Raw genomic sequence first — 15,508 nt, 5'->3', positions numbered from 1 at the left:
TGTCATTTTTCGTAAATACGTCGGCAAACCCTGGAAAATAATTGAATAACGACTAGCGGTGATTATTTTAACACCGTTACCTGGCGAATTAATTTAATTCCATCAGCAGCTTGACGGCAATATGCCTGCGCCAGCACAGAATTATTTGCTAACATGTATTCATTGGCGGCTCATGGGGGCCTGTTTTACTCAAGGAAATGACATGGGCGTACCCGATTTCAATGACCGCAAGCTACGTTTGATCATGATGCTGGCCATGCTGGTGGTGATCCTGGCTGGGGTCAAGGCGGCGGCAGACATTGTGGTGCCGTTCCTGCTGGCAGTGTTCCTCGCCATCGTGTTAAACCCATTGGTGCTTTTACTGGAGCGCTGCCGGGTGCCCAGAGCGTTGGGCGTGACGCTGTTGGTCGTCGCCATCGTGGTGCTGTTGTTGACCCTGGTCGGCATGCTGGCTTCTTCGTTGAACGAGTTTGCGCGCTCATTACCGCAGTATAGTGGCATGATGCATGAGAAGCTGAACGAACTGCAATATCAGGCGCAACGCCTGAATCTGGATATTACCTTCTCGGCGGATGCGGTGGTTAAATACGTCGATCCTGGCGCCACCATGAATCTGGTGACCCGCTTGTTAACCCATCTCTCTGGCGCGATGACCAGTATCTTCCTGCTGTTGATGACGGTGGTGTTTATGCTGTTTGAGGTGAAGGTATTGCCGTACAAGCTGCAGCAGGCGCTGGATAATCCTACCGAAGGCATGGCCACTATCCGCAGAGCCTTGCAAGGGGTAACCCACTATCTGGTGATCAAGACCGCCATCAGCCTGGCAACCGGCCTGATTGTCTGGGGTTTCCTCAGTTGGGTTGGCGTTCGCTTTGCCTTTATCTGGGGCATGATGGCGTTTATGTTTAACTATGTACCTAATATTGGCTCGATCATTGCCGCTATACCGCCGTTGATCCAGGCATTGCTGTTTAACGGCTTTGCCGATGCGGCCGTGGTGGCTGCGGGCTACATTCTGATCAACCTGATTATCGGTAATATCCTGGAACCACGGATCATGGGGCGTGGGCTGGGGCTTTCTACGCTGGTGGTATTCCTTTCCCTGATCTTCTGGGGCTGGCTGATGGGGCCGGTGGGGATGCTGTTATCCGTCCCTTTGACCATTATCGCGCGCATCACGTTGGAAAATATGGATGGAGGGCGCAAGGTGGCCATGATCCTCGGTGATGGGCGACAAATAGCGGAAACACCGCCGAAGTAACAGTTACATGGCGGCCAACATGGTTAACGAAGCAGAGCTCACCGGGCTAAAGGTGGGTTCTGGCGGATAGAAATAGCGCAGTATGTTATACAGCGAATAAAATTCCAGCCGGTTACGCACGTGGATTTTCTCGGTGATATGGCGTTTATGTACATACACCGTATGGGAACTGATCTGCAATTTCTTGGCGATGCGATAATTCGGCATCTCGGACATCCAATAACGCATTACCGTCAATTCTTGCGGGCTGAAAAGCGAATGAGCTTCCTGATCCTTCATTAGCACACTCGGGTTGCTACTCAGCGTCGTTAGCGCATCGGGTAATACGGCTTTATTGAATAAAAAGGTATTGCTGGCAATACGCTGCGGGCTTTCACAGTAAGGATAAGGAACATCCAGATAAATATGCAGCATTGCATGCCTGGCCGACGAGATAAACGCTGAAAGCAACTGATTATCTGTCGTATAGCGGCAGTAGTTGGTCAGATTAACCAGAATATGGCTGGGTTTGAAACTGGCCAGTAGAGGGAGCGCGGTGTCGATGTCTGGGCTGCATTTCACTGACGCAAACGGGTTGTCAGTAAAGTGACTGGCTATGCCGACACGTGTGAAACAGCATTCGTCCACAACGAGTAGTTTCATAGTGACGTCCTTGTTGAAGATACAAAACGGGCTAAAGCACAATTATGTAAAATAGGCCGTACCCGGTTGTGGGATCAATTCGGAAATCCAGAGACTTTAGGACGTTATTTCCGTCTATAGATTATTAATTAGCAATATCAGTGGATTAGAGTGTTTATCTGGTTGAGGAGTTCCCCTGCCGGTGGCTTGCGCGGTGCGAACAGGGGATTAAACGGTCAGAAACGCTGCAGGCTGAAGGGCGTGATATCCAGCGTGGAGGGCTTATCCTGCGCAAATAGCGCGGCGATTTCACCCAGCACGCTGGCAAATTTAAACCCATGGCCGCTCAGGCCAGTGATTACCATCAGCCGTTGGCAATCTGGCAGGGTGTCGATGATAAAGTCTTCATCCGGGCTCATATCATAGCTACAGGCCTCACCATGCAGGCAGACGCCCAGCCCCGGCAGGAAGTGGCGCAGAAAACCGAATACCTCGGTGCCGTCACTGGCCAGAGCGCCGAACGGCTTGCGTTGTTCCGGTGTCTCCATCGGTTGTCCGCCATCGTGTTTACCGAGTTTTAGTCCGTCATTCTCGGACGGGAAACCGTAGTAGTGGCAGCCATCTGGTGCTTCAACGGAAAAAGCCGGGAAGCGGTTGTTTTCACTGTAACGACCATCGGCCTGATACCAGGAAAACACCTTACGTAGCGGCGTGATGGGGAGCTGGGGTAACAGATTTTTGACCCAGGTTCCCACGCAGACCACGGCTTTACGCCCTTGGTAGCGCCCCTCAGGTGTCACGACCTCAACCCCTTGTTCGATTGGCTCAATAGCGGTGACCGGGCAATTAAACAACTGGGCGCAGCCTGCTTCTCTGGCCAGTTTGATATAGCTGGCAACGATCAGTTCCGAACGCAGTATTCCCGCATCCGGTTCGAACAGGCCGACATAACCCGCAGGAGCGGTGAACTCTTGCCAGCGCTGCTGGATCTGTTCCGCGCTCAGTAGCTGGGTATTGAGGTTAAAGTTTTTTGCACTGCGCTGTGCTGTAGTGACGAATTCACTTTCTTGCGGCCCCAGGGTGAGCACGCCACAGGGGTGAAACAGTTTTTCACCGCTTTTGTGTTCTAAGCCGTTCCACAGCGCCTGGGCGCGCAGCAGAAACGGCACATATTTTTCACCTTCGCCGTAGGCATGGCGGATGATACGGGTGTCGCCGTGGTGGCTGCCCTGACGATGCGGGGGGAAAGCGCTGTCAATCATTAAGACCTTAAGGCCCGCCGCCGTCGCATAATAGCCTGCAGCAGCGCCAACTGAGCCGCTACCCACGATGATCAAGTCATATTCCACGTGCCATATCCTTTCTCTGATGTGTCGCTGATGGGGGATATGATAAGAGTTTGGCGGCGCTAATGCACCTGGAACCGATTCGGGCCAGGCAAAAGAAAAGGCGCCGGATAATTGCCGACGCCTTAGTGGGTGAGGGTGATGGGATTAATGTTTTCTGCGATCAAGGTCTAAGTAATCCGTTGATTCAATCTTGGCGATGCCGGCCTCTAGAATATTGATCAATTGGCGGGCAACATCGGTAGTTAGCCAAAGCGTCCGATCGACTTGCGCTTCTTCGGCAGTTTGGTCTAGTGAAGACAGGTAATGAAGGCGAATCATCATGGCATCATAAACATCGACGGTACTGATATCCCAGCCAACAAGCGGATGTGTCTGTATTACTTCATCATTTCTGTCCATAAAGACCCCTTATCAAGTAGTGACTAGCTGGAGTTACTAACGAGGATCAATGCGTCTCATCTTTACAGTGAGCTTTTACAGTATACGCATCCAGGATCTGGCGTGGGGTGTTTTCCTGCTGATAATTGAAAATAAATATTTGTTTGCACAATTAATCGGCTAGCGGGGTTTTTAATCTACCGCAGGGGCGCTGCTGCGCCCGTGACAGATATTATTCTTCAGACGCTGGAGGAAGTGTAACCTGCGCGTGGCTTTCCAATTCGGCAGCCAGATGGGCGAAATGTTTTTGCATTTCAGGATCGCGGTTCTGATTCTGTGCTTCCAGTTTCAGGCTGTGGATCAGCAACTGGTTGGCTTTGTCATTCAGGCCAAAGGATAAATAGGAGAAAGCCACTTCAAGCACGCTCAGCCGCCGTTTTTGATCGGCGATCAGGGCCAGCAGCTCGCCGAAGGTCATCGCTTCTTCGGGCTTGTCTTTGTCCGGAACCATGGTTGACACCTCCGTTGCATCTTAAGTCGTCTACTCATTACAGACCACAAGTGCCGTTTCTTCCAGGCAAAAGGGCGCTACGCCAGAAACAAAAAAGCCGGAGAGCGACCCCCGGCAACAACTACATTGCAGAATTATTCTGCACTGAACCAATCGTCGGCACTTTCCCAGGTTTCCTGGAGTATCTCCTCGATCAGGTCTTTATCTGTTTTGGCACCGCCCAATACGGAGAGGCCATTGGCACCGGCGTAACGGATTTGTACGGTAGTGTCAGGAAACTGGCGATTCACCCGTTTACTGAATTCGCCGGTCAGGGCTTCGATAGCCCCCGGCGGCAGTGGTTTGGTTTTATCTATAGTGACTTCAACACGCATAATTGCCCCCGGAACTGTCTACTGGATATTTATACAGTTAACTTTCGCCGGAGGCAAGAGCAGAGATAAAATAATTAGCAGTCGGTCACCGACCAGTTGATCTGTTCACCGGCCAGGAAAGGCACCACGGTTTCGCTACCCAAGGCAATCTCCTCTGGCTGGGTCACCGGTAGGCGTTGCAGCGTGATGAAGTCCTGGTTGACTGGCAGGCCGTAGAAGCGCGGGCCATTGAGCGAACTGAAGGCTTCCAGATGTTCAAGCGCGCCCAATTGCTCAAACACGGTTGCGTAGGCTGGCATGGCGTTGGGCGCATTAAATACCCCGGCACAGCCGCAACTGCTCTCTTTACGGTGTCTGGCATGCGGTGCCGAGTCGGTGCCCAGGAAGAACCGGTCACAACCACTGGCAACGGCGTTGCGCAGCGCTTCCTGATGGATGTTGCGTTTGAGGATCGGCAAGCAGAACAGATGTGGCCGGATGCCGCCTACCAGCATGTGGTTGCGGTTAAACATCAGGTGCTGTGGCGTGATGGTAGCGCCAAGGAAACGATTGCCTTCCTGCACGTACTGAGCCGCTTCGCGGGTGGTGATATGCTCGAAGACGATTTTTAATTCCGGGAACTGACGGCGTACCGGCTCCATCACCTGTTCGATAAAGCGAGCCTCGCGATCGAAGATATCGACGCTGGCATCGGTGACCTCGCCGTGGATCAGCAGCGGCATACCGATCTTCTGCATTTGCTCAAGCAGGGGATAAATTCCGGTCACATCGCTGACGCCGTGGCTGGAGTTGGTGGTGGCATTGGCAGGATACAGTTTGGCGGCGGTGAATACGCCTTGCTCAAACCCGTTAACCAGCTCCGCCGCAGCCAGTGAATCTGTCAGATAGCAGGTCATCAACGGCGTGAAGTTATGTTCTGCGGGAAGGGCTGCCAGGATACGTTCACGATAGCTGCGTGCTGCAGCAACGGTGGTGATCGGTGGGGCCAGATTCGGCATCACAATCGCCCGGCCAAACACCTGACTGGTATAGGGCAGAACCGTTTTCAGCATGGCATCGTCACGCAGATGGATGTGCCAGTCGTCAGGGCGGCGGATTTTCAGGGCTTGGGGTTGTGCGGTCATGGTGCAGAGCTCCAGCGGTCAAAAAATCTTAATAAAAGTGAAGTTACCCTATGAATTTCGAGCTGCAGCTAGGCGACAGGCTTACTCATCCCCAGGAGCTTACTTTTAGTAAGTGACTGGGGTGAGTAAGTGCAGGTAACAACGCTGCAGCTTGAAAGGCGACGGGTATAATTTGGGTTCTTCACGCCGGGGTGCAAGCATAAGCGGAAAACGCTTTGGATGCATCTGTTTGTTAATGGCAAGTTGAAATCAGTTGGCCAACGGCGGCATAGTAACCGTGATACACCGGTTCCCTCTGGCCAGACTTGTGAGGGGCACTTTGTCGAGATGGGAGAATAAAATGGAAGTACGTGTTATTGCCACTTTGCAAGCCAAGCCTGACAGCATCGACGCCGTCAGCGATGCGGTACATGAAATTATCGAGGCCAGCCGTCTTGAGGTGGGGAACTTACAGTACGATCTGCACCGGGATATGGACCAGCCAGGCACCTTCGTGTTCTTTGAGCGTTGGGCCAGCAGCGAAGCGTTGGAGAAGCACAACGCGACCGAACACTTCAAACGATTTGTCAGTCAGATTGATGGCAAGCTTGAGGTGTTGGACATCAAGAAACTGAAACAGATTGCCTGAGTTTTCAGTGGTAAGAAAAAACCCGCCATTCAGGCGGGTTTTTTTATGGCAGGGATTAACTTAGTCGTTAACCGGCTGCGGTTTGGTTGCTGGCGCAGTGGCCTGATTTGCCGCTGCGTGACCGCCTGCAGAGCCTTTGCCATCAAAGTTGAAGGAAGGGCGCTGCCACTCGCTGACTTTAGCGGCTTCCGGTTGGTAATCCGGGGCTGGCGCTTTGGTCATTGGTGCGGTAGCGATATGCTTGTACAGCGCTGGCTGCGGCTGTGCGACAACCGGGGTAGCCTGCACAGGTGCTGGTTCAGGAGCTGTCTCTGGCTGGGCTGGGATGACCTCTGGCTCAACTGCGGCAACAACAGGTTCCGCTACGGCAACTACTTCGGCTTCAACAACCGGCTCTTGTGCCACTGGCTCTTCAATAACCGGTTCAGCAACAACTTCAACGGCTACGGTTTCCACCACCGGCTCGGCAACAATGGCAACGTCAGCTTCGGCTTCAACAGATGCTGTTGCTACAGGAGCTTCTACAGCCACTGGTTCAGCTGCTACTGCCTGCGGTACCACGTCTTCTTCAACTACGCTTGACGCTTCGTTGACGATTGCTGGCTGCACTGGAGCAACTTCAACCGCAACTGGTGCTGCAACGGCTTCATTTGCCACTGGTGCTTGAGCTTCCTCATGTTCCACATAGGCTGCTGCATGTGCTACAGGGTAGCTGACCCAAACTTTGCCTGAAGCCATTTCTGGTGAGGCAAAAGCCCCGGCCAACGGCATTGGCGACTGGTTTGGATAACGCTCGTCACGATAGCGACGACGACGTTGACCACTGACACGCAGATGGCGCGGAGAACGACGAGAGCGACGTGGCATCCCGTTCTCACCGTTACCACGGTTGTCAGCTTGTGCTTCTTCGTCAGACTGTGCCTCAACGGTTTGTGGCAACAGCTTCACGCTTTCTGCCACTGCTGGAGCCTGGCTTTCTTCTACCTTGGCAACCGGCGCTTTAGGCGCTAACAGCTCTTCAGCGGCGCGATGCAGCTCTTCTTCCGCCGACAGGACGCGAACCTTCTGCGTGAGTGGGCGGCGTTGACGACGCTGGGTCGGTTGCTGATGACGATCTTCATCTTCGTCATTGCTATGGCTGGCAACGACAACTTCAGCAGTGTCCGGCACTTTGACGTCTTGCGGCGCCTGGCGTTTCTCTTCCTGACGACGACGTTGACGCTCGGCACGTTGCTCACGACGCTGTTGTTGATCTTCGCGCTGTGCCTTGGCCGCTTCTTCAGTCTGCACTTCGCTGTTGGCAACCGCTGGTGCAGTCTGCTGCTGTGCGTTGCGGCGGTTGTTGCGGCGCTGATCGTCACGATTTTCGCGCGGTTCACGTGGTTCACGGTTCTCGCGATTTTCGCGTGGTTCGCGGTTATCACGTTCGCCACGTTCACGGTTGTCACGGCCTTCACCACGATCTTTACGCTCGCCACGTTCACCTTTACGGGCTGAGCCCTGGCGGCGTTGGCCACGACGATCCTGGCGGCGGTTGTCGCTGTCTTCGGTTTTTTCAACCTCGACCGGTTTAGCCGCTACCACTGGCGTTTCTTCACCGGCGAACAGTGACTTCAGGCCACCGAACAGACGGCTCAACAGGCCAGGCTTGGCTTCAACCGCTGCGGCAGGTGCTGTTGCTGGCTTGGCGGCAACGGCAGGCTTGCTAACGGCAGCTTCTTCTTCCTGCGGTGGAGCATCTTGAGCCAGAGAGAAGGAGGCCAGGGCCGGTTGCTCGCGCTTGCGCTCAATCGGCGCATCTTCCTGCGGTTGAGCCATTTCTTCTTCATGCAGCTTCGGCAGCAGGTAGCTCAGGGTAGGTGTTTCTTCACCCTTACGAACGCGCAGCACGGAGTAATGCGGAGTTTGCATCTGATCGTTTGGCACGATGATGGCTTTCACGCCACCCTGACGCTTTTCGATCGCACTGACGGAATCACGCTTCTCGTTCAGCAGGTAGGAAGCAACCTGAACCGGCACGATGGCGTGAACTTCTTTGGTGTTCTCTTTCAGCGCTTCTTCTTCGATCAGGCGCAGAATAGACAGCGCCAGCGATTCGTTATCACGGATGGTGCCGGTACCGGTACAGCGTGGGCACACGTGATGGCTGGACTCACCCAGTGACGGGCTGAGGCGCTGACGGGACATTTCCAACAGGCCGAAGCGGGAAATACGGCCAATCTGAATGCGGGCACGATCCTGACGGACGGCGTCGCGCAGACGGTTTTCCACTTCACGCTGGTGGCGCACCGGGGTCATATCGATAAAGTCGATAACGATCAGGCCACCCAGGTCGCGCAGACGTAATTGACGAGCAATCTCATCCGCGGCTTCCAGGTTGGTATTGAATGCGGTTTCTTCGATATCACCACCGCGGGTTGCACGCGCGGAGTTGATGTCGATAGCGGTCAGCGCTTCGGTGGTGTCGATCACGATGGAGCCACCGGAAGGCAGACGCACTTCACGTTGGAACGCGGATTCGATCTGCGATTCGATCTGGTAATGGCTGAACAGCGGGATTTCGCCACTGTAGAGTTTGATCTTGCTGCTGAAATCCGGGCGACCCAGGGCAGCGATGTGTTCCTTGGCCAGATCGAGGACCTTCGGGTTGTCGATCAGGATTTCGCCGATGTCCGGGCGCAGGTAGTCGCGGAATGCTCGCACGATCACGTTGCTTTCCTGGTGGATCAGGAACGGAGCAGGGCGGCCTTCGGCGGCTTTCTTAATCGCTTCCCAGTGCTTGAGGCGGAATGACAGGTCCCATTGCAGCGCATCGGCAGACTTGCCAACGCCAGCGGTGCGGACAATCAGACCCATGCCGTCTGGCAATTGCAGCGAGGAGAGCGCTTCTTTCAGTTCGGTACGGTCGTCACCTTCGATACGGCGGGAGATACCACCGGCACGCGGATTGTTCGGCATCAGTACCAGATAGCTACCGGCCAGGCTGATGAAGGTGGTCAAGGCAGCGCCTTTATTACCACGTTCTTCTTTATCTACCTGAACGATGACTTCCTGGCCTTCACGCAGCACATCTTTGATGTTCGGGCGACCATGGGAGGAGTAATTGCTTGGGAAGTATTCGCGAGCGATTTCTTTTAGCGGGAGGAAACCATGTCGTTCAGCGCCGTAATCAACAAATGCGGCTTCGAGACTTGGTTCAATACGAGTGATTTTGCCTTTGTAAATATTCGCTTTTTTCTGCTCATGACCAGGGCTTTCAATATCCAGATCGTACAGCCGCTGTCCATCTACAAGGGCAACACGCAACTCTTCCTGCTGAGTTGCGTTAATCAACATTCTTTTCATCTTAACTTACTCGTTTTTTTTACATTATCGACAAAGCTGCGGGCAAAATAACCTCATGGCCGGGCTAAAACCGAAAACCCCGTGTCTTCTCGCAAAGCCGTCAACCTCACGGTTGTCGCCTGCATAGGGGCGCATTATCTCGGTAAGCCTGTGTTTCTTTGTGAAGCACAGCGCTTTTCACTCAGGGAATAGCCTCTGGAATTGGTTGACAGAGCTGATTCCGTTTACTGGCCAAGCTGCAACCCGCAGCCCGCTAATTGTTTGATTTCACATTACGTCTTACGCCATTGCTGCGTTTTTGTGTCACCAGACAAACTGTATAATTCCGCAATTCTCCCTGTTTCAAGGGGATCGGCACGGAAAGTTACAGCATTATTCCATTGCTGACACCGTTATAGCAAGGTGACTTTGCTGAAACTGTCGTTGAAACCGCAAACGTTCAACCTGGCTTGCTGCCTTATTGTTCGCCGCCGTTTCTCTTGCAGTCTGAGAGACAGTTAAGCACATAAAAAGAGGTGGCGCTATTGACTCGCTGTATTTAGAATCCCGCACCATGAAAACGAACATTCCCGCAGTACAATTAGTGACGATTTCTGACGATGAAGCCGGTCAGAGAATCGACAATTTCTTGCTTGCCCGCCTGAAAGGCGTGCCGAAGAGCATGATTTATCGCATCGTGCGTAAAGGCGAGGTGCGGGTCAATAAAGGTCGCATCAAGGCGGAATATAAACTGGCACCGGGCGATGTGGTGCGTATTCCTCCGGTACGGGTCGCCGAGCGTGAAGACGCGCCGGTTTCTGCCAAGCTGGATAAAGTGGCCGCCTTGGCCAACTGCATCCTTTATGAGGACGATCACCTGCTGCTGCTGAACAAACCTTCGGGTACGGCGGTGCATGGCGGTAGCGGCCTGAGCTTCGGCGTGATCGAAGGGTTGCGGGCATTGCGCCCGGAAGCGCGCTTCCTGGAATTGGTACACCGTCTGGACCGCGATACCTCCGGCGTATTGATGGTGGCCAAGAAGCGTTCGGCGCTGCGTTCGTTGCACGAGCAACTGCGTCTCAAGGGAATGCAGAAGGATTATATGGCATTGGTGCGTGGCGAGTGGCAGTCACACTGCAAGGCGGTGCAGGCTCCGTTGCTGAAAAATATTTTGCAGAGCGGCGAGCGGATCGTACGCGTCAACAGCGAAGGCAAGCCTTCGGAAACCCGCTTCAAGATCGAAGAGCGCTTTGAACACGCCACGCTGGTGAAGGCCAGCCCGATCACCGGGCGTACCCACCAAATCCGTGTGCATACCCTGCATGCGGGGCATCCGATCGCCTTTGACGACCGATATGGTGACCGGGAATTCGATCGTCAACTGGCGGGCACCGGCCTGAAGCGCCTGTTCCTGCATGCGGCGGCGTTGCGTTTTGAACATCCCGCCACCGGCGAAACGATGCGTATCGAAGCGCCGATGGATGATGAACTGCGCCATTGCCTGCAAGTCTTGCGGCAACGGACGGCCGCAGCCAAAAAATAACCTTCACCCCAGCGGGTTGATGCCTTCAGCCCGCAACATTTCCAGCAGTGCGATCAGCGGCAGACCAATCAAGGTATTCGGGTCACGGCCCTCCAACCTTTCAAACAGCGCAATCCCCAAACCTTCGCTCTTAAAGCTGCCCGCACAGTTGAGCGGTTGCTCCAGGCGTACGTAGTTTGCGATCTCCGCTTCGCTCAGGGTACGGAAATGCACGTGAAAAGGTTCACACACCACCTGTAGGCGTTGGCTATGGCTATTATAGAGCGCCAGACCGGTATAGAAGGTCACCTGCTTGCCACTGGCCCTATGCAGTTGCTTGCGAGCGTTCTCTTCGCTATGGGGCTTACCGGTGATCTCACCGTCGATCACGCAAACCTGATCGGACCCGATAATCAGATGATCCGGGTAAGCCACGGCCAGCGCCTGAGCCTTGGCTGCCGCCAGGCGCAGCACCAGGGCTTCGGCAGTTTCACCGGCTAACGGCGTTTCATCGGCCTGTGGAGCCGCACATATAAACGGCAGGTGCAGCTTTTCCAACAGCTGCTGGCGGTAAACCGACGTTGAGGCGAGTAACAGTCTTTGCATAATTTTTTCTACAAACCATGGCGTAAATAGGTCGACCATCTTAAACTGTCGGCCGCTCTGGAAGCGAATATTGGTGAAAGGTGCCGTTTTAGGGCCTTTTTCTTTGACTCTATGACGTTACAAAGTTAATATGCGCGCCCTATGCAAAAGGTAAAATTACCCTTGACCATTGATGCGGTACGTACCGCTCAGAAACGCCTGGACTATGTTGGTTCCTATGCGCCTGAGCTGGTTACACGTGTTGCCGACTCCGTGGTCAGTGTGGACAGTGATGTTGAAGTGCAGTTGTCGTTTGATATCGATAACCAGCGCCTCGCGGTGATAACAGGGCAGGCGGACGTCGCGGTAACGCTGATGTGCCAACGCTGTGGTGTCCCGTTTGCACATCAGGTCCACACAACATATTGTTTTAGCCCGGTCGTCAATGATGAGCAGGCTGAGGCATTACCGGAAGCGTACGAACCGATCGAAGTTGACGAGTTTGGCGAAGTCGATCTGTTGGCAATGATTGAAGATGAAATTATTCTTTCACTGCCTGTCGTTCCGGTACATGAATCTGAACACTGTGAAGTGTCCGAAGCGGACATGGTGTTTGGCAAACTGCCTCCAGAGGCGGAGAAACCAAATCCATTTGCCGTATTAGCCAGTTTAAAGCGTAAGTAATCGAGGAGTAAGGTCCATGGCCGTACAACAAAATAAACCAACCCGTTCCAAACGTGGCATGCGTCGTTCACATGACGCCCTGACCACCACCACCTTGTCTGTAGATGCGACTTCCGGTGAAACTCATCGTCGTCACCACATCACTGCCGACGGTTTCTACCGCGGTCGCAAGGTTATCGGCTAAGTCAGCGATACTTTGACTCGTCTAACCCTGGCGTTAGATGCTATGGGCGGGGATTTCGGTCCCTGCGTCACAGTGCCTGCTTCATTGCAGGCACTGGCCTCTAATTTACAGCTTCATCTCCTGTTAGTCGGCGATCCCGACATCATCTCTCCGTTACTTGCCAAAGCCGATCCGTCTGTACTGGAACGCTTGCAAGTCGTACCTGCCGAATCGGTGATTGCCGGTGACGCCAAGCCTTCACAAGCGATCCGGGCCAGCCGAGGTACCTCCATGCGCATTGCGCTGGAGTTGATTAAAAGCGGTGAGGCACAGGCTTGTGTCAGTGCGGGGAATACCGGGGCGTTGATGGGGCTGGCCAAGCTGCTGATCAAACCGCTGGACGGCATTGAACGCCCGGCGTTGATGACCGTGATCCCAAACCAACAGCGCGGGAAAACCGTGGTGCTGGATCTGGGGGCCAACGTCGAGTGTGATAGCACGATGCTGGTGCAGTTCGCGGTGATGGGCGCAGTGATGGCAGAAGAGGTATTGGGTATTGCGCAACCACGTGTGGCGCTGCTCAATATCGGCGAAGAAGAAACCAAAGGTCTGGATAATATCCGCGAAGCTTCCGCCGTACTTAAAAAAACTCAGGCAATCAACTATATTGGTTATCTGGAAGGTAACGACCTGCTCACCGGTAAAACCGATGTGATGGTCTGCGACGGCTTTGTTGGCAACGTCACTCTGAAAACCATGGAAGGTGTGATAAGACTGTTCTTGTCACTACTCAAGTCATCCTCCGAAGGGGGGAAGCAGGCGTGGTGGTTAAAATTGTTGGGTCGTTGGTTACAAAAAAGGGTCGCCAGGCGTTTTGGCCACCTGAACCCCGACCAGTATAATGGTGCATGTCTGTTAGGATTGCGGGGAACCGTGATCAAGAGCCACGGCGCCGCGAACCAAAACGCGTTTGCAGTGGCAATCGAACAGGCTGTACAGGCGGTGCAGCGGCAAGTCCCGGACAGGATTGCTGCGCGCCTTGAAGCTGTATTACCCAAGAGTGACTGATCGTTCATGTATACAAAGATTCTCGGTACGGGGAGTTACTTGCCCGCACAAGTGCGCACCAACGCTGACTTAGAAAAAATGGTGGATACGTCTGACGAGTGGATTGTGACTCGCACCGGTATTCGTGAACGTCGTATCGCTGCCCCTGATGAAACCGTGGCAACCATGAGCTTCCACGCTGCGTCTCACGCGCTGGAAATGGCCGGTGTGGCTAAAGAAGATATCGGCCTGATCGTGGTGGCTACCACCACCTCGAGCCATGCATTCCCAAGTTCTGCTTGCCAGGTGCAGCAGATGCTGGGTATTCAGGACTGCGCGGCGTTTGATATCGCGGCAGCCTGTGCTGGCTTTACCTACGCCTTGAGCGTGGCCGATCAGTACGTCAAGAACGGCGCGGTAAAACATGCGCTGGTGATCGGCTCAGATGCGTTGTCACGCACGCTCGATCCAGAAGATCGTGGCACGATCATTCTGTTTGGCGACGGTGCCGGTGCGGTAGTGCTGGGGGCTTCTGAGGCGCCGGGCATTATCTCTACCCATCTGCATGCGGATGGCCGTTACGGCAATCTGCTGGCGCTGCCGAATAAAGATCGTCAGAACCCGGATCAGCCAGCCTACGTCACCATGGCGGGCAACGAAGTGTTTAAAGTGGCAGTCACCGAACTGGCACATATCGTTGATGAAACGCTGAAGGCCAACAGTCTTGACCGCAGCGAACTGGATTGGCTGGTTCCGCACCAGGCCAACCTGCGCATCATCAGCGCAACGGCAAAGAAATTGGGTATGGGGATGGATAAAGTGGTGGTGACGCTCGATCGTCACGGTAACACCTCTGCCGCCTCGGTACCTGCGGCGCTCGACGAAGCCGTACGCGACGGTCGCATCCAGCGTGGTCAGCTGGTGTTGCTGGAAGCATTCGGCGGTGGCTTTACCTGGGGCTCGGCGCTGGTTCGTTTTTGATTCAACAGGAATAAAAAAATGACGCAAACTGCTTTTGTTTTTCCAGGCCAGGGTTCACAAACCGTTGGCATGCTGGCCGATTTGGCCGCACAGTTTCCCATTGTGGAACAAACTTTTAGCGAAGCTTCTGCGGCTTTGGGTTACGATCTGTGGCAATTGGTACAGGCTGGCCCGGCAGAAGAGCTGAACAAAACCTGGCAGACACAGCCAGCGCTGTTGGCGGCCTCGGTTGCCATCTTCCGTGTCTGGCAGCAGCAGGGCGGTAACATGCCGGTGATGATGGCAGGCCACAGCCTGGGTGAATACTCTGCGCTGGTGTGTGCCGGTGTCCTGGATTTCGCGGCGGCCATCCGTTTGGTAGAGTTGCGCGGCAAGCTGATGCAGGAAGCGGTACCTGAAGGTACTGGTGCCATGTACGCCATCATCGGCCTGGATAATGACTCAATTGCCAAAGCCTGTGAGGAGTCTGCTCAGGGCCAGGTCGTTTCTCCGGTGAACTTTAACTCCCCGGGGCAGGTGGTTATCGCGGGCAGCAAAGAAGCGGTTGAGCGTGCTGGTGCCGCTTGCAAGGCGGCCGGTGCCAAACGTGCGCTGCCGTTGCCGGTGAGCGTGCCTTCTCATTGCGCATTGATGAAACCGGCTGCCGATAAGCTGGCTGTCGCGCTGCAAGACATTACCTTCAACGCGCCGCTGGTCCCAGTGGTCAATAACGTTGATGTACGCGCAGAAACCGCGCCAGAAGCTATCCGTAGTGCGCTGGTTCGCCAGCTGTACAGCCCGGTGCGCTGGACGGAAAGCGTAGAATTTATGGCAGCAGAGGGCGTTTCTCTGCTGTTGGAAGTGGGCCCAGGCAAAGTGCTGACCGGCCTGACCAAACGCATTGTAGACACCCTGACGGCGGCGGCAGTGAACGATACTGCCAGCCTGTCTGCGGCGTTGGAACAGTAAAAGAGGAT

Annotated in this window: 16 protein-coding genes; 8 read left to right on the top strand and 8 right to left on the bottom strand. The window is 54.3% G+C overall.

The window, feature by feature from the left end:
• The first annotated feature begins 202 nt into the window (after window positions 1–202).
• Window positions 203–1,261 carry an AI-2E family transporter gene (locus ACRDCA_RS12190; RefSeq protein WP_438689737.1) on the top strand — a complete coding sequence of 353 codons (1,059 nt, stop codon included), beginning with the start codon at window positions 203–205 and terminating at the stop codon, window positions 1,259–1,261.
• A 3-nt stretch (window positions 1,262–1,264) separates the two neighbouring features.
• Here ACRDCA_RS12190 and ACRDCA_RS12185 read toward each other — a convergent pair whose 3' ends face one another.
• The 6 genes from ACRDCA_RS12185 to pyrC all read right to left on the bottom strand — a co-directional run bounded on the left by ACRDCA_RS12185 (window position 1,265) and on the right by pyrC (window position 5,618).
• Window positions 1,265–1,903 (bottom strand): helix-turn-helix transcriptional regulator, encoded by a 639-nt coding sequence (locus tag ACRDCA_RS12185; RefSeq protein WP_438689736.1) that lies wholly within the window; start codon window positions 1,901–1,903, stop codon window positions 1,265–1,267.
• A gap of 215 nt (window positions 1,904–2,118) precedes the next feature.
• Window positions 2,119–3,231 (bottom strand): N-methyl-L-tryptophan oxidase, encoded by a 1,113-nt coding sequence (gene solA, locus ACRDCA_RS12180; RefSeq protein ID WP_438689735.1) that lies wholly within the window; start codon window positions 3,229–3,231, stop codon window positions 2,119–2,121.
• A 144-nt stretch (window positions 3,232–3,375) separates the two neighbouring features.
• Window positions 3,376–3,630, bottom strand: coding sequence for a biofilm formation regulator BssS (gene bssS / locus ACRDCA_RS12175; RefSeq protein ID WP_024485935.1), 255 nt, complete (start codon window positions 3,628–3,630; stop codon window positions 3,376–3,378).
• Window positions 3,631–3,841: 211 nt separating this feature from the next.
• Window positions 3,842–4,120, bottom strand: a complete 279-nt coding sequence (locus ACRDCA_RS12170) for a hypothetical protein (protein WP_438689734.1) — start codon at window positions 4,118–4,120, stop codon at window positions 3,842–3,844.
• A 134-nt stretch (window positions 4,121–4,254) separates the two neighbouring features.
• Complete coding sequence (gene dinI, locus ACRDCA_RS12165) at window positions 4,255–4,494, bottom strand: DNA damage-inducible protein I (protein WP_025123282.1); 240 nt, start codon at window positions 4,492–4,494, stop codon at window positions 4,255–4,257.
• Between the two features lie 74 nt (window positions 4,495–4,568).
• The gene (pyrC, locus tag ACRDCA_RS12160) at window positions 4,569–5,618 is read right to left on the bottom strand and encodes a dihydroorotase (protein WP_438689733.1); all 1,050 of its coding nucleotides are present in this window, start codon (window positions 5,616–5,618) and stop codon (window positions 4,569–4,571) included.
• Window positions 5,619–5,958: 340 nt separating this feature from the next.
• Here pyrC and ACRDCA_RS12155 point away from each other — a divergent pair, with 340 nt between their 5' ends.
• Entirely contained in the window at window positions 5,959–6,246 is a 288-nt protein-coding gene (locus ACRDCA_RS12155) for a putative quinol monooxygenase (protein ID WP_438689732.1), read from the top strand.
• Between the two features lie 60 nt (window positions 6,247–6,306).
• Here the strand turns inward: ACRDCA_RS12155 and rne are convergent, their stop codons facing one another.
• Window positions 6,307–9,591 (bottom strand): ribonuclease E, encoded by a 3,285-nt coding sequence (gene rne, locus ACRDCA_RS12150; protein ID WP_438689731.1) that lies wholly within the window; start codon window positions 9,589–9,591, stop codon window positions 6,307–6,309.
• 553 nt (window positions 9,592–10,144) lie between these two features.
• On the opposite strand from rne, the gene rluC reads away from it, so the two are divergent.
• On the top strand, window positions 10,145–11,113 hold the full coding sequence (gene rluC, locus ACRDCA_RS12145; protein WP_438689730.1) for a 23S rRNA pseudouridine(955/2504/2580) synthase RluC: 969 nt from the start codon (window positions 10,145–10,147) through the stop codon (window positions 11,111–11,113).
• Between the two features lie 3 nt (window positions 11,114–11,116).
• Here the strand turns inward: rluC and ACRDCA_RS12140 are convergent, their stop codons facing one another.
• Window positions 11,117–11,698 (bottom strand): Maf family protein, encoded by a 582-nt coding sequence (locus tag ACRDCA_RS12140; protein WP_438689729.1) that lies wholly within the window; start codon window positions 11,696–11,698, stop codon window positions 11,117–11,119.
• A gap of 141 nt (window positions 11,699–11,839) precedes the next feature.
• Here ACRDCA_RS12140 and yceD point away from each other — a divergent pair, with 141 nt between their 5' ends.
• The 5 genes from yceD to fabD are packed head-to-tail and all read left to right on the top strand — an operon-like array spanning window position 11,840 to window position 15,500.
• Window positions 11,840–12,361 carry a 23S rRNA accumulation protein YceD gene (gene yceD, locus ACRDCA_RS12135; protein WP_025123531.1) on the top strand — a complete coding sequence of 174 codons (522 nt, stop codon included), beginning with the start codon at window positions 11,840–11,842 and terminating at the stop codon, window positions 12,359–12,361.
• Between the two features lie 16 nt (window positions 12,362–12,377).
• Window positions 12,378–12,545, top strand: coding sequence for a 50S ribosomal protein L32 (rpmF, locus tag ACRDCA_RS12130; protein ID WP_004943042.1), 168 nt, complete (start codon window positions 12,378–12,380; stop codon window positions 12,543–12,545).
• Window positions 12,546–12,557: 12 nt separating this feature from the next.
• Window positions 12,558–13,592, top strand: a complete 1,035-nt coding sequence (gene plsX / locus ACRDCA_RS12125; protein WP_025123530.1) for a phosphate acyltransferase PlsX — start codon at window positions 12,558–12,560, stop codon at window positions 13,590–13,592.
• A 6-nt stretch (window positions 13,593–13,598) separates the two neighbouring features.
• Window positions 13,599–14,552, top strand: coding sequence for a beta-ketoacyl-ACP synthase III (locus ACRDCA_RS12120; RefSeq protein WP_438689728.1), 954 nt, complete (start codon window positions 13,599–13,601; stop codon window positions 14,550–14,552).
• Window positions 14,553–14,570: 18 nt separating this feature from the next.
• Window positions 14,571–15,500 carry an ACP S-malonyltransferase gene (gene fabD / locus ACRDCA_RS12115; RefSeq protein WP_438689727.1) on the top strand — a complete coding sequence of 310 codons (930 nt, stop codon included), beginning with the start codon at window positions 14,571–14,573 and terminating at the stop codon, window positions 15,498–15,500.
• The last annotated feature ends 8 nt before the right edge of the window (window positions 15,501–15,508 follow it).

Source organism: Serratia sp. (in: enterobacteria) (genome assembly GCF_051654945.1).
In the GTDB taxonomy this organism is placed as follows: Bacteria; Pseudomonadota; Gammaproteobacteria; order Enterobacterales; family Enterobacteriaceae; genus Chania.
The sequence above is the reverse complement of the archived record's forward strand: the minus strand, read 5'-3'. Positions and strand labels throughout refer to the sequence as shown.

Coding starts and splice junctions, on each gene's coding strand:
- ACRDCA_RS12190 (WP_438689737.1), top strand. CDS start 203: ATGGGCGTACCCGATTTCAATGACCGCAAGCTACGTTTGATCATGATG.
- ACRDCA_RS12185 (WP_438689736.1), bottom strand. CDS start 1,903: ATGAAACTACTCGTTGTGGACGAATGCTGTTTCACACGTGTCGGCATA.
- bssS (WP_024485935.1), bottom strand. CDS start 3,630: ATGGACAGAAATGATGAAGTAATACAGACACATCCGCTTGTTGGCTGG.
- ACRDCA_RS12170 (WP_438689734.1), bottom strand. CDS start 4,120: ATGGTTCCGGACAAAGACAAGCCCGAAGAAGCGATGACCTTCGGCGAG.
- dinI (WP_025123282.1), bottom strand. CDS start 4,494: ATGCGTGTTGAAGTCACTATAGATAAAACCAAACCACTGCCGCCGGGG.
- pyrC (WP_438689733.1), bottom strand. CDS start 5,618: ATGACCGCACAACCCCAAGCCCTGAAAATCCGCCGCCCTGACGACTGG.
- ACRDCA_RS12155 (WP_438689732.1), top strand. CDS start 5,959: ATGGAAGTACGTGTTATTGCCACTTTGCAAGCCAAGCCTGACAGCATC.
- rne (WP_438689731.1), bottom strand. CDS start 9,591: ATGAAAAGAATGTTGATTAACGCAACTCAGCAGGAAGAGTTGCGTGTT.
- rluC (WP_438689730.1), top strand. CDS start 10,145: ATGAAAACGAACATTCCCGCAGTACAATTAGTGACGATTTCTGACGAT.
- ACRDCA_RS12140 (WP_438689729.1), bottom strand. CDS start 11,698: ATGCAAAGACTGTTACTCGCCTCAACGTCGGTTTACCGCCAGCAGCTG.
- yceD (WP_025123531.1), top strand. CDS start 11,840: ATGCAAAAGGTAAAATTACCCTTGACCATTGATGCGGTACGTACCGCT.
- rpmF (WP_004943042.1), top strand. CDS start 12,378: ATGGCCGTACAACAAAATAAACCAACCCGTTCCAAACGTGGCATGCGT.
- ACRDCA_RS12120 (WP_438689728.1), top strand. CDS start 13,599: ATGTATACAAAGATTCTCGGTACGGGGAGTTACTTGCCCGCACAAGTG.
- fabD (WP_438689727.1), top strand. CDS start 14,571: ATGACGCAAACTGCTTTTGTTTTTCCAGGCCAGGGTTCACAAACCGTT.